The organism is Streptomyces sp. XY431 (assembly GCF_001279805.1).
Lineage (GTDB): Bacteria > Actinomycetota > Actinomycetes > Streptomycetales > Streptomycetaceae > Kitasatospora > Kitasatospora purpeofusca.
Genome location: NZ_LGDO01000424.1, coordinates 39,503 through 51,480, shown reverse-complemented (window position 1 = coordinate 51,480; position 11,978 = coordinate 39,503). Strand labels below are relative to the sequence as shown.

General features: G+C 75.7%; 12 protein-coding genes. 3 read left to right on the top strand and 9 right to left on the bottom strand.

The features are described 5' to 3' along the window. The coding region (locus ADK60_RS27975) for a serine/threonine-protein kinase (RefSeq protein WP_053649639.1) at positions 1-1,388 on the bottom strand (1,388 nt) is incomplete at its 3' end. Between the two features lie 143 nt (positions 1,389-1,531). Between ADK60_RS27975 and ADK60_RS27970 the strand changes: the two genes are divergently transcribed. Further along, complete coding sequence (locus tag ADK60_RS27970) at positions 1,532-2,149, top strand: GNAT family N-acetyltransferase (protein ID WP_053649638.1); 618 nt, start codon at positions 1,532-1,534, stop codon at positions 2,147-2,149. A gap of 80 nt (positions 2,150-2,229) precedes the next feature. Here ADK60_RS27970 and ADK60_RS27965 read toward each other — a convergent pair whose 3' ends face one another. The 4 genes from ADK60_RS27965 to ADK60_RS27950 form a co-directional block, all read right to left on the bottom strand. Beyond that, complete coding sequence (locus ADK60_RS27965; protein ID WP_053649636.1) at positions 2,230-3,018, bottom strand: alpha/beta fold hydrolase; 789 nt, start codon at positions 3,016-3,018, stop codon at positions 2,230-2,232. Beyond that, positions 3,015-4,370 carry an RNA polymerase sigma factor gene (locus tag ADK60_RS27960; protein ID WP_234371295.1) on the bottom strand — a complete coding sequence of 452 codons (1,356 nt, stop codon included), beginning with the start codon at positions 4,368-4,370 and terminating at the stop codon, positions 3,015-3,017. Before ADK60_RS27960 ends, ADK60_RS27965 begins: the two co-directional genes overlap by 4 nt. A 50-nt stretch (positions 4,371-4,420) precedes the next feature. Next, complete coding sequence (locus ADK60_RS27955) at positions 4,421-4,795, bottom strand: YciI family protein (protein WP_053649634.1); 375 nt, start codon at positions 4,793-4,795, stop codon at positions 4,421-4,423. A gap of 231 nt (positions 4,796-5,026) precedes the next feature. Next, complete coding sequence (locus ADK60_RS27950) at positions 5,027-5,920, bottom strand: sigma-70 family RNA polymerase sigma factor (protein WP_053649633.1); 894 nt, start codon at positions 5,918-5,920, stop codon at positions 5,027-5,029. Between the two features lie 98 nt (positions 5,921-6,018). Between ADK60_RS27950 and ADK60_RS27945 the strand changes: the two genes are divergently transcribed. Next, positions 6,019-6,489, top strand: coding sequence for a carboxymuconolactone decarboxylase family protein (locus ADK60_RS27945; protein ID WP_234325997.1), 471 nt, complete (start codon positions 6,019-6,021; stop codon positions 6,487-6,489). A gap of 6 nt (positions 6,490-6,495) precedes the next feature. Here the strand turns inward: ADK60_RS27945 and ADK60_RS27940 are convergent, their stop codons facing one another. Then, positions 6,496-7,374 (bottom strand): hypothetical protein, encoded by an 879-nt coding sequence (locus tag ADK60_RS27940; protein WP_053649631.1) that lies wholly within the window; start codon positions 7,372-7,374, stop codon positions 6,496-6,498. A 165-nt stretch (positions 7,375-7,539) separates the two neighbouring features. On the opposite strand from ADK60_RS27940, the gene pdxR reads away from it, so the two are divergent. Beyond that, positions 7,540-9,180 (top strand): MocR-like pyridoxine biosynthesis transcription factor PdxR, encoded by a 1,641-nt coding sequence (gene pdxR / locus ADK60_RS27935; RefSeq protein ID WP_107094736.1) that lies wholly within the window; start codon positions 7,540-7,542, stop codon positions 9,178-9,180. A gap of 18 nt (positions 9,181-9,198) precedes the next feature. Here the strand turns inward: pdxR and ADK60_RS47025 are convergent, their stop codons facing one another. The 3 genes from ADK60_RS47025 to ADK60_RS27920 all read right to left on the bottom strand — a co-directional run bounded on the left by ADK60_RS47025 (position 9,199) and on the right by ADK60_RS27920 (position 11,951). Continuing rightward, positions 9,199-9,405 (bottom strand): DUF6126 family protein, encoded by a 207-nt coding sequence (locus ADK60_RS47025; RefSeq protein WP_053649629.1) that lies wholly within the window; start codon positions 9,403-9,405, stop codon positions 9,199-9,201. Between the two features lie 31 nt (positions 9,406-9,436). After that, positions 9,437-10,126, bottom strand: a complete 690-nt coding sequence (locus tag ADK60_RS27925) for a helix-turn-helix domain-containing protein (protein ID WP_079008734.1) — start codon at positions 10,124-10,126, stop codon at positions 9,437-9,439. An 85-nt stretch (positions 10,127-10,211) separates the two neighbouring features. Further along, the gene (locus ADK60_RS27920) at positions 10,212-11,951 is read right to left on the bottom strand and encodes a pyruvate dehydrogenase (RefSeq protein ID WP_107094738.1); all 1,740 of its coding nucleotides are present in this window, start codon (positions 11,949-11,951) and stop codon (positions 10,212-10,214) included. Between the last annotated feature and the right edge of the window lie 27 nt (positions 11,952-11,978).

Genomic DNA, 11,978 nt, shown 5'->3' with positions numbered 1-11,978 from the left:
GAGGTGGGCTGTTGGGCCTGGGCGGGTGACTGCTGGGGCGGCTGCGGAGCGTTCGGGGCGGCGGACGGGGACCCGCCCGGCCGGGAGGCGGAGGGCGGCGGAGTTGTGGGCGGGGCCGTGGCCGGAGGTGTCGGCTTCGCGGCCGGAGCGGCCGAGGAGGACGAACCGGTCGGTGCACCGGACGGAGCACCCGGCACGGACGGGACGGCGGACGGGGTCGGGGGCAGGCCCCCGGCCGGCGACGCACCCGTCGGCCAGGCGGTCATGGTCACCGTGACCGCCGGCGGCGAACTCGGCTCCTGCGCCTGCGAGGTGAACGGCGCGCGGTCGACGAGCAGCACGGTGGCCGTACCGACCGAGATCACGATCGGCAGGACCACCGGCACCAGGAAGCCCCGCCGGCGCATCCGCCTGGCCGGTTCCGTACTCGCCACCGGACCCACAGCGGCGACAGGTTCCCCGGCCGCAGGTTCCCCGATCGCAGGCTCCCCGGCCGCTGCAGCCTCGGGGGCAGGCTTCGCACCGGCGGGCGCCGGGAGCGCCGGCGGCCGTTCGCCGTCCACCGCCGCCCGGGCCGCCGCCGCCATCGCCGCGGCGTCGGTGAACCGGTCGCCCGGGTCCTTCGCCAGCGCCGTCGCGACGAACGCGCGCACCGCCGGCGGGATGTCCCCCGGCAGCTCCGGCGCGGGCTCGCGCAGGTGCTTCAGCGCCACCTCCAGCATGCCCCCGCCGGTGAACGGCGGCCTGCCGACGAGCAGTTCGTAGCAGACCACGCCGATCGCGTAGAGGTCGACGGCCGGGGTGACGGCCTTGCCCTCGGCCTGTTCCGGGGCCATGTAGAGCGCGGTGCCGATCACCGCGTGCGAGGCCGTGAGCCTGGTCCCGGCCATGGACCGGGCGATGCCGAAGTCCGTGACCGTCACCCGGCCGTCGTCCCGGAGCATGAGGTTGGACGGCTTGACGTCGCGGTGCACGATGCCGCGCCGGTGGGCGGCGTGCAGGGCGTCCAGCGCCTCGGCGAGCAGCCCGAGCGCCCGGGCGGGCGGGAAGGCGCCGTCCGCGGCGAGGACCCGGTCCAGCGGCCGGCCGTCGACCAGCTCCATCACCAGGTACGCGAGGCGGTCGCCGTCCGCGTCCGGCGGCTCCTCCTCGCCGTAGTCGTGCACGTCGACGATGCCCGGGTGGTCCAGCAGGGCCAGCAGCCGCGCCTCGCGGCGGAAGCGTTCGGCGAACATCACGTCCGCCAGCAGCGCCGGGTGGAGGATCTTCACCGCCACCGGCCGCCCGAGCACCGCGTCCTCGGCCCGCCAGACGGCGCCCATCCCGCCGCCGCCGATGCGCTCGGCCAGCGTGTAGCGCCCGCCGAGCACGGTCCCCCGACCGGTCATGCCCGCCCCCGTGTCCTACTCGAACGAACTGTCCGTCGGCCGCCCAGTCTGCCACGCGCCCCTCGGGCGACGGCACCCCCATCGGCCAGCGGTGCCACCACTGTTGACCAGGCGTCGGCCGGGCCTCCGGTTACCATCCCCCGATGAACGACACCGTGGTCCTGCACGTCGACGCCACCCCGTCCGCCCCCGCTCTGCTGCTCCGGCCCTGGCGGAGCGAGGACGCGCCCGCACTCGTCGAGGTGTACCGGGACCCGGTACTGCGCCGCTGGACGACCTCGGTCGTCGACGACGAGGCCGACGCGCTCCGCTGGGTCGGCACCCAGCAGGAGGCCTGGGCGGCCGGGCACCGGTTCGCCTTCGCCGTCCTGGAGGCGCGGCCGGGCGCGGAACCGGGGCCGCCGCTGGGCAACCTCGTGCTCAAGCGGGTCTCGCCCGGCGGGCCCACCGCCGAGGTCGGCTACTGGACGGCCGCCCCCGCCCGTGGCCGGGGCGTCGCGCCGCGCGCACTGGAGGCGCTCACCGGCTGGGCCTTCGACACCCTGGGTCCGGGCGGGCTCCGGCGGCTCGAACTGCTGCACCAGGTGGACAACACCGCCTCCTGCCGGGTCGCGGAGAAGAGCCGGTACGCCTTCGACCGCGTCCTGCCGGCGACCCCGCCCGACTACCCCCTCGACGGCCATCTGCACGCCCGGCTGCGCACGGCGCCCGAGCAGCCCGAACAGCCTGGCCGGCCCGAGCAGCCCGGACAGCTCCGATAGCGGCAACGGCTGCCCGGCGCCGGCCGCGCAGGAAGTCGGCCCCACCGACTTCCTGCGCGGGGCCCGCGCGGCGGGGCCGGCTACCGTCCGACGAAGGCTTCGACCAGCTCCACCAGTGCCTCCGGGCGTTGAAGGTGGAGGTCGTGGGTGGTGCCGGGGACGCTGGCCAGGACGCTGTCGGGGCGGTCGCGGTGCATCCGGTCGAGTTGCTCGGCGTCGATGATGGTGGACTGCGCGAGGACGACCAGGGTGGGGCAGGCGATCCGGACCCACTCGGGCCACCAGGAACGGTGGGTGTTGTCGGTGAGGGCCGCCACCATGACGTCCGGGTCGAAGCGCGGGTGCCGGCCGTCGGCGCGTTCTTCGAGCCCGGCCGCCCATGCCTCGCCGACGGGGCCGCCGCCCAGGAACTCGACGGCGGCGGACACCGAGGCGAACGGAGTGGGCCAGGAGGCGAACCAGGCACCGATGTCGGCGACGGTCTCGGCCGAGGCGGCGGCCGGTCCGGCCTCGACCATCACCAGGCGCTCGACGACTTCCGGGTGCGCGGCCGCGGTCAGCATCGCGGCGTGCCCGCCGTAGGACTGGCCGAGCAGGGTCACCGGGCCGAGGTCCAGTTGCTCGGTCACGGCGACCACATCGGCGACGTGGGTCGCCCGGGAGACGTCCGCCGGACGCCGGGTGCTCGCGCCGTGGCCGCGCTGGTCGACGGTCACTACCCGGAACCTCGGCCCGAGCTGCCGCGCGAGCGTGTCCCACTCGCCCCCGTACCCGGCCAGGCCGTGCAGCAGGAGCAGCGGCGGGCCGTCGCCGCCCCGGTCGTGGCAGACCAGGGTGACGTCGTCGCGGATCACGGTGCGTTCGGTCATCGGTGGTCGGTCTCCAGTCGGCGGTCGGCCTCCGAAGACCGGTCGGTCCCCGAAGGCCGGTCGGTCCCCGAAGGCTGACCGGCCTCCGAAGGCCGGTCGGTCTCCAGTCGACGGGCCCGCTCGGTGAGGTGGCGGCGTTCGGGGGCGCTGGTGGTGCGGCGGGCGGCCTCGCGGTAGACCGTGGCGGCCGTCGGGTCGCCGAGCAGTTCCAGCAGGTGGGCCCGGGTGGCGAGGAGGCGGTGGTGGCGGGCGAACCTCCGGTCCTCCGTCAACGGGGCGAGCGCGGCCAGGCCGGCCGCCGGGCCGTCCACCAGGGCGAGGGCGACGGCGCGGTTGAGGGTGACGAAGGGGTTGGCGCCGAAGCCTTCGAGCACGCCGTAGAGGGCCAGGATCTGCGGCCAGTCCGTGGACTCCGCGTCCGGCGCCTCGTCGTGGACGGCGGCGATCGCGGCCTGGACCTGGTACGGGCCGACCGGGCCGCGGGGCAGGGTCCGGCCGATCAGGGCCACGCCCTCCTCCAGCAGGGGCCGGTTCCACCGCGAACGGTCCTGCTCCGCCAGCGGCACCAGGACCCCGCCCGGGCCGGTGCGGGCGGGCCGGCGGGCGTCCGTGAGCAGCATGAGGGCGAGCAGTCCGGCGGTCTCGGGGTCGTCCGGGACCAGCCGGAGCAGGAGCCGGGCCAGCCGGATCGCCTCGGTGGACAGCTCGGGGGCGGTCAGGTCCTCGCCGCCGCTGGTGGTGTAGCCCTCGTTGAAGATCAGGTAGAGGACCTGGCGGACCTCGGCGAGGCGCTCGGCCGGCTGCCGGGCGGGCAGGCCGGAGGAGCGGACGGTCTGCTTCGCGCGGCTGATCCGCTGCGCCATCGTCGACTCGGGCACCAGGAACGCGGCCGCGATCTGTGCCGTCGTCAGGCCGCCGACGGCGCGCAGGGTGAGGGCGATCCGGCTGGGCGCGGACAGGTCGGGGTGGCAGCAGAGGAACAGCAGGTGCAGGGAGTCGTCCCGGTCGGCGTCGGCCGCCGCGTCGGGGGCGGGGCCGAGCAGGGCCGACTGCGGGGTGGCGAGGGCGAGGGCGTCCTCGCGGCGGCGCCGGGCCGCCTCGCTGCGGACGGTGTCGACCAGCCGCCGGGTGGCGACCGTCACCAGCCAGCCGCGCGGGTTCTCCGGCAGGCCGTCGGCCGGCCACTGGGTGGCGGCGGCCAGCAGGGCCTCCTGCACGGCGTCCTCGCAGGCGTCGAACAGGCCGCGGCCGTAGCGGCGCACCAACGCCCCGAGGGCCTGCGGCGCGAGTTCGCGCAGCAGACCCTCGGGGCCGCCCGGTCCGACGGGCAGGCCACCCGGCTCCGGGAGCAAGCCACCCGGTCCGACGAGTGGCCCGCCCGGCTCAGGGAGTGGCCCGCCGCTCACACGTCCGCCGCGTCGGGGGACGGGGACTCGTGCAGGATCGGCCACAGCTCCACCGGGTCGACGTCCGCGTACGGCATGTCGGCGGCGATCCGCTGGGCGCGCTCCAGGCTCTCGCAGTCGAGGACGTAGAAGCTGGCCAGGTACTCCTTGGTCTCCAGGTACGGGCCGTCGGTGACGACCGGCAGGCCCTCGGCGCGGCGGACCAGTTGGGCGGCGGCCGCGTCGGCGAGGCCGTAGGCGCCGAGGAGTTCGCCGGTCTCGCGGTACTTGGTGTTGAAGGCCTCCTGCTTGGCGATCGCCGCCGGCCACTCCTCGGCCGGGAACGCGTCCCACTTCGCCTGGCTGCCGTAGATCATGGCGATGTACTTCATCTCGGGTGTCCTCCCGGTCCGTGCGCCCCGTTCGGCGCGCTCTCACCCTTCGGTCGGAGCGGGCCGCCCGGCCTCGACATCCCTGGACAAGATCTTTTCGACATCCTGCCGCACAAGGACGACGGGGGGTAGGGGCGTGCCGCGGGCCGGGTCGTGAGACATCCCACGACCCGCCCCACGACCCGCCCCACGACCCGGCCCACGACCCGGCCCGCGGCGGCGGGCACGGCGTCAGACGGCCGACAGGCCGAGCCGCTCCAGCCGCTCCGGATCGGTGAAGATGTCCAGGCCGACGACCCTGCCGCCGCGCACGGTGAACGCCGCGAGCGAGATCGGGCGGCCGTCGAGGAAGGTGGCCACGGCCGGCTCCCCGTTGACCAGCACCATCCGGGACTCGCCGGCGAACTGCGACCCGAACAGGCTCGCCCCGGTCGCCACCTCGGTCGCGCCGCGCCGGAGCGTGGCGGGGCGCAGGGTGCCGCCGTCGGAGCGGGCCACCACGTCGGGGTCGAGGACGGCGAGCAGCGCCTCGAAGTCCCCGCCGCGGGCGGCGGTCAGGAACGCCCGTACCACCTCGCGGCGCAGCGCCAGGTCGGCGTCCGGCGCGGGTGCGGCGCCCTGGACCCGGCGCCGGGCGCGGCTGGCGAGCTGGCGGGTGGAGGCGGAGGTGCGGCCGAGGATCGGGGCGATCTCGTCGAACGGCACCGAGAACATGTCGTGCAGGACGAAGGAGAGCCGCTCCGCCGGTGCCAGCGTCTCCAGGACGATCATCAGTGCGATGCCGACCGAGTCGGCCGTGAGTATCTCCTGTTCGGGGTCGAGGGCGCGGATTCCGCCGATGACCGGATCGGGCAGCCGGACCTCCTGGCCCTCCTGGTGCTCCAGCGGGTCCTCGCGCCGGGCCACCCGCGAGCGCAGCAGGTCCAGGCAGACCCGTCCGACCACGGTGGTCAGCCAGCCGGCCAGGTTGGCCACCTCGCTCACATCGGAGCGGCTCAGCTTGAACCAGGCTTCCTGCACCGCGTCCTCGGCCTCGCTCAGCGAGCCGAGCATCCGGTAGGCCACCGCCCGGAGATGGGGCCGGTGCTCCTCGAAGCGGGCCGCCAGAAACTCTTCCCCGTCCACCTGTCACATCCTCGCGTCGGGATCCGTCAGTTCTTTGACGGACGTTAACCGCTCCGCGTGACGAGGACGCGGACGACCCAGACCCGGAGGATCCACCGATGACCAGCCACACCGCCCGCATGAAGAACCCCGCCATGGTCCTGCCGGACGCCATGAAGGGCATCCAGAGCATCTACAAGGCGATGTACCAGGGCGGGGTCCCGCACCGGATCCTGGAGCTGGTGCACCTGCGGGCCAGCCAGATCAACGGGTGCAGCGCCTGTGTGTTCGCCGGCGTCACCGGGGCCAAGAAGGCCGGTGAGACGGACGAGCGGCTGCACGCCGTCGCCGCCTGGCGGGAGGCGCCGTTCTTCGACGAGGAGGAGCGGGCCGCGCTCGAACTGACCGAGGCGGCGACCCGGATCGCCGACCGTTCCGGCCAGGCGGTGCCGGACGCGGTCTGGGACGCGGCGGCGGACCACTTCAACGAGGAGCAGCTCTCGGCGATCATCCTGATGATCGGGCTGACGAACTTCTTCAACCGGATCAACGCGACGGTCCAGGAGCCCGCCGGCGCGACCTGGAGCTGATCCGGGTCAGGGCTGGCGGCTGCGCGCGGAGGTCGGGGGGCGGCGCGGGCCGCGGGGGGACGGGGTCGGGCCGCCGACCGGGCGCGGACGCGGCGCCCGGGCGGCGCCGAGGGCGGCCTGGCGGCGCTGGATCTCCCGCCAGATCCGCGGCGGGCACGGGCCCTGCGGGTGGTCGGAGAGGAAGCTCTCGTACGGCACCCGGCGCGGGGCCATCCCGATCTCGACCCAGGAGGGCTTGCCGGTGCGGTCCCAGCCCTCGTTCTCCATCCGGATGTAGTCGTCCCGGTGGTCCTTGTCCTTGCTGGTGATCTGCAGCACCTCGGCGTGGCCGGACCGGGTGCCGACCACGACGCAGTAGTGCCGGGCGGCCTCCGCCCGGTCCCGGAACGGCACCATCGCCACCCACACCTCCCCCGCCGACGGCCGGGAGACGGTGGTGGTGCGCGTGGCGGAACGTCCGGTACCGGTGCGGGCCGGGCGGACCGGCGGGCGCTCCAGCAGGTCGCCGGACCAGGCGCGGACCGAGGTCCGCCACCCCCAGGCGAAGGCGCCGACCGCGAGGCACTGCAGGGCATAGCCGTTCGCCGAGGCCGGGTCCTGGGTGCCGAGGAGCTTCGGCACCGCGTACGCGCCGACCAGGTGGGCGAGCAGCGAGCAGGCGCCGGCCAGTACGGCCGCCCGGGCGGGCACCACCCAGGGCGCGACCCGGCGGCGGCGCCGGGCCGCCTGCCCGTCCAGCAGCAGGGCGACCGTGTACGGGACGGCGGCCAGGAGCGCGACCTGCCCCGGGGTGACGTGCTGGGGCGGGGCCTGGGCGCTCATCAGGGCCGGCAGCAGGACCGGCAGGGCCAGCGGGTAGCCCAGCAGCGCACAGCAGAGCAGCATCAGGAAGGCCCCGAGGCAGCCTCCGCCGCCGGGTCGCCTTCTTCGCCGCGGAACCGCCGAACTCCCGTACCGGTAAGCCATGTTCGCCACCCCCACCGCGGTCGTGCGTCCGGCGCAATGTATCGGAGATCCGCGGGCGGCGGGGGGCGCGGGGATAATCCCGCCATGAGCCGCCCCCGAACGACCCCCGGCCCCGTGCCGAGCGCCCCCCGGAACGCTCCCGACACCCCCCGGAGCGCCCCCCGGGACACGCCCGGCGCCTCCTGCGGCACGCCCCGCGACGCCCGCGGCGGCCGGGCCCGCGACAACGCCCCCTGGACGGCGTTCGGCGGCGATCTGCACCTCGACCTCACCGAACGCCGGGCCGCCGGGGCCGGGCTGCGTGCCGCCCTGGAGGACGCGCTGCGCGAGGCCGTCCAGGACGGGCGGCTCGCCCCGGGCACCCGGCTGCCGTCCTCCCGGGCGCTCGGCGAGGACCTCGGCATCGCCCGCAACACCGTCGTCGAGGCGTACGGGCAACTGACCGCGGAGGGCTGGCTCGGCTCGCGGCCGGGCTCCGGCACCACGGTCGCCGAACGCGCCGCGCCCCGGCCCGCCGGGCGCCCCGCCGCCGTCCGCGCCGACCGCCGCCCCACCGGGCGGCACGACCTGCTCGCCGGGCGGCCCGACCTCTCGCTGTTCCCGCGCAGCGCCTGGCTGGCCAGCGCCCGCCGGGCCCTGGCCGTCGCTCCGCACGACGCCTTCGACTACGGCTCGCCGCTCGGCCGGATCGAGCTGCGGCGGGCGCTCAGCGACTACCTGGCCCGGGTCCGGGGCGTGCGCACCGATCCGGACCGGCTGCTGGTGTGCGCGGGCTTCGGCCAGGGCCTCGGTCTGCTGGCCGCCGCGCTGCGCGGGCGCGGGGCGGGCCGGATCGCGGTCGAGGGCTACGGGCTGCCGCCGCAGCGCGAGGTCCTGCGGGCGGCCGGGCTCGGCCTCGCCCCGCTGCCGCTGGACTGCGACGGGGCCCGCACCGATCTGCTGGACGGCCTGGGCGGGGCCGGCGGGCCCGCGGAGCGCCTGGGGGCGGTGCTGCTCACCCCGGCGCACCAGTTCCCGACCGGCGCCGCGCTGGCCGCCGACCGCCGGGCGGCGGCCGTCCGCTGGGCCCGGGAGCGGGACGGGTATGTGATCGAGGACGACTACGACGGCGAGTTCCGCTACGACCGGCAGCCGCTCGGGGCGATGCAGGCGCTCGATCCGGACCGCGTGGTGTACGGCGGCACCGCCGCCAAGAGCCTGGCCCCCGGTCTGCGGCTGGCCTGGCTGGCCCTCCCGGACGAGCTGGTGGAACCGGTCGCCAGGCTCAAGGCCCTGGCGGACACCATGAGTCCGGTGACCGACCAGCTGACCTTCGCCGAGCTGATCACCTCGGGCCGCTACGACCGGCATGTGCGGCGCTGCCGGCTGCACTACCGGCGCCGCCGGGACCTGCTGGTCGCGGCGCTCGCCGAGCGGGCGCCGCAGGTCCGGGTCACCGGTATCGCCGCCGGACTGCACGCCGTCCTGCAACTGCCGGCGGGCTCGCGTCCGGAGGCGGAGCTGATGGAGCGGGCCCGGGCGGCCGGCCTGGTCCTCACCGGGCTCGACTGGTACCGGGCCGGGCCGGCCGCCGAACGGGCCCCGGCCCGGCCCGCCGCACCGGACGCCGCGCCGGACGCCCCGACGGACGCCGCACCGGCCCTGGTCGTCGGCTACGCGACCCCGTCCGACCACGCCTTCCCGGCCGCCCTGGACGCCCTCTGCGGGATCCTCCGCGAGAGCTGAACCGCCCGCGGCGGACGGCTACTTGTTGCGGTTGCCCAGCTCGAAGAGGAGCAGGATGAAGCCGGCGAAGGCATGGGTGGCGACGGTGTAGATCACCAGGCGGACGCCGATCCGGCGGTTGGCCTGCTTGCCCGCGTCGATGGTCTTGGCCGGCTTCGCGCGCACGGCTGCGGGGGCGGGCGCAGCGGCAGCGGCCACGGTCTCGGTGGTGGTGGGATCGGCCATGGGGATCTCCTCCGGATGTCCTGACGTCGGGTCAGTGGTGCGGGGCGGCGGGGCCGCCGCCGAGGCAGAGTTCGCCGCCGGGGCTCTGCAGCAGGGTGTGCATGAAGAGCAGCTCGACCCCGGAAGAGGAGTCGGCGGCGATGCAGTGCGGGGTGAGCGAGTCGAAGTGCGCCGAGTCGCCCTCGTCGAGCAGGTGGACCCGCTCGCCGAGGGTCAGCCTGAGCCGGCCGCGGAGCACGTACAGCCACTCCTCGCCCGGGTGGACCCGGACCACCGCGTCCTGCACGCCCGGGGGGACGTGCACGCGCAGCGCCTGCATCGCCCGGCCGGGCGCGCCGGCCCGCCGGTAGCCCCAGCCGCCGGCCCGGCCCGGTTCGATCGCGCCGCCGCGCACCACCGGGTCGGGCTCGGTGAACGCCTCGCCGAGCAGACCGGAGACGGAGGTGCCGTACGCGCGGGCGAGGCCGAGCAGGACGGGCAGGGAGGGCTGTCGGCGTCCGGTCTCCAGCCGGGACAAGTAGGCTGGGGAGAGACCGACCCGGGCGGCGGCGACCTCCAGGGTGAGGCGGCTGCCGAGCCGGTGCTCGCGCAGCCTCGCGGCGAGGCCGGCCACCTCCGGCGTCTCGTGGTCGTCCGCGGGGGCGACCGGGACGGCGGCGGGAACACCGGGGTCGGTGGGAGCGCCGGGATCGGCGGGCGGACCGGCTGGGCTGGTGGTCATGTGCCCAGTGGACACCTCTTGTGCCGCCCGGGCAAACTTTTTGCCCACGAGGCAAATCACCCCGAGGCCGGGGCCTCCCCGGCGGCTACGGCCGGGGGATGTTCCGCAGGTTGGACCGGGCCAGGTCGATCATGCGCCCGACCCCGCCGGACAGCACCGTACGGCCGGCGGCCAGCGCGAAGCCCTTCAGCTGGGCCGCGGTGATGTGCGGCGGCACGGACAGCGCGTTCGGGTCGGTGACCACGTCCACCAGGGCCGGGCCGGGCCGTTCCAGCGCCTCCGCCAGCACCTCCCGCACCCGCTCCGGCTCGGTGACCCGCTTGGCCGGGATGCCCATCGCCCGGGCGATCCCGGCGTAGTCGACGTCCCCGTTGTCGACCTCCGACTCCGGGTAGCCGGAGACCAGCATCTCCAGCTTGATCATGCCGAGCGCGCCGTTGTTGAAGACCACGGTCTTCACCGGCAGCCGGTGCCTGGCCACCGTGAGCAGCTCGCCGAGCAGCATCGACAGCCCGCCGTCGCCCGACATCGCCACCACCTGCCGCCCGGGGAAGGCGAGTTGGGCGCCGATCGCGTGCGGGAGGGCGTTGGCCATCGACCCGTGCAGGAAGGAGCCGATCACCCGGCGGCGCCCGTTGGGCCGCAGGTAGCGGGCGGCCCAGACGTTGTTCATGCCGGTGTCGACGGTGAAGACCGCGTCCTCGGCGGCCACCTCGTCCAGCACCGAGGCCACGTACTCGGGGTGGATCGGCAGGTGCTTCCCGATGTCCCGGGTGTAGGCGCCGACCACGTCCTCCAGCGCCCGGCAGTGACGGCGCAGCATGTCGTCGAGGAAGGACCGGTCGGTCTTCCGCTCCAGCAGCGGCAGGACCGCCCGCAGGGTGGCCGGGACGTCGCCGTGCACGGCGAGGTCCAGCGCCGTCCTGCGGCCGAGCCGGGTGGCGTCGTGGTCCACCTGGACGGTGCGGGCCTGGGGCAGGAAGGAGTCGTAGGGGAAGTCGGTGCCGAGCAGCAGGACGAGGTCGGCGGAGTGCAGGGCCTCGTGGCAGGCGCCGTAGCCGAGCAGGCCGCTCATCCCGACGTCGTACGGGTTGTCGTACTGGATCCACTCCTTGCCGCGCAGGGAGTGCCCGACCGGCGCGCACAGGGTGGCCGCGAGCTCCATCACCTCGGCGTGCGCCTCGCGGACGCCCGCGCCGCAGAACAGCGCCACCCTGGGGGCGGCGTTGAGCACCCGGGCCAGCTCCTGCACCTGGGACCAGGGCGGGGCGGCGACGGCCCGTTCGGTGAGGAAGTGGCTGGTGCCGGTCGGGGCGGCGGCGGACAGGGCCGCCACGTCGCCGGGGAAGGCCAGTACCGAGACGTCCCGGGCGCCGAGGGCGTGCTGAATCGCGATCCGCAGCAGCCGGGGCATCTGGGCGGCGGTGGAGAGCATCTCGCACCAGCCGCTGCAGTCGGTGAACACCCGCTCGGGGTGGGTCTCCTGGAAGAAGCCGGTGCCGATCTGGCCGGAGGGGATGTGGGAGGCCAGGGCGAGCACGGGGACGCCGCTGCGCTGCGCGTCGTAGAGGCCCTGGACGAGGTGGGTGTTGCCGGGGCCGCAGGAGCCGGCGCAGACCGCGAGGCGGCCGGTCAGCTCGGCCTCGGCGGCGGCCGCGAAGGCACCGGCCTCCTCGTTGCGGACGTGCACCCAGCCGATGCCGTCGGTCCGGCGGATGGCGTCCACCACGGGGTTGAGGCTGTCGCCGACCACGCCGTAGACCCGCTCCACGCCGGCCTGCCGGAGCACCGCCACCATCTGCTCGGCCACACTCACCACGGGGATCTCCTGCTGCCGGGGACGCACGACACC

What these genes read in the sequence shown, in the direction of transcription:
- ADK60_RS27970 (WP_053649638.1), top strand. Translation starts at nt 1,532, where the DNA reads ATGAACGACACCGTGGTCCTGCACGTCGACGCCACCCCGTCCGCCCCC.
- ADK60_RS27965 (WP_053649636.1), bottom strand. Translation starts at nt 3,018, where the DNA reads ATGACCGAACGCACCGTGATCCGCGACGACGTCACCCTGGTCTGCCAC.
- ADK60_RS27955 (WP_053649634.1), bottom strand. Translation starts at nt 4,795, where the DNA reads ATGAAGTACATCGCCATGATCTACGGCAGCCAGGCGAAGTGGGACGCG.
- ADK60_RS27945 (WP_234325997.1), top strand. Translation starts at nt 6,019, where the DNA reads ATGACCAGCCACACCGCCCGCATGAAGAACCCCGCCATGGTCCTGCCG.
- ADK60_RS27940 (WP_053649631.1), bottom strand. Translation starts at nt 7,374, where the DNA reads ATGCTGCTCTGCTGTGCGCTGCTGGGCTACCCGCTGGCCCTGCCGGTC.
- pdxR (WP_107094736.1), top strand. Translation starts at nt 7,540, where the DNA reads ATGAGCCGCCCCCGAACGACCCCCGGCCCCGTGCCGAGCGCCCCCCGG.
- ADK60_RS47025 (WP_053649629.1), bottom strand. Translation starts at nt 9,405, where the DNA reads ATGGCCGATCCCACCACCACCGAGACCGTGGCCGCTGCCGCTGCGCCC.
- ADK60_RS27925 (WP_079008734.1), bottom strand. Translation starts at nt 10,126, where the DNA reads ATGACCACCAGCCCAGCCGGTCCGCCCGCCGATCCCGGCGCTCCCACC.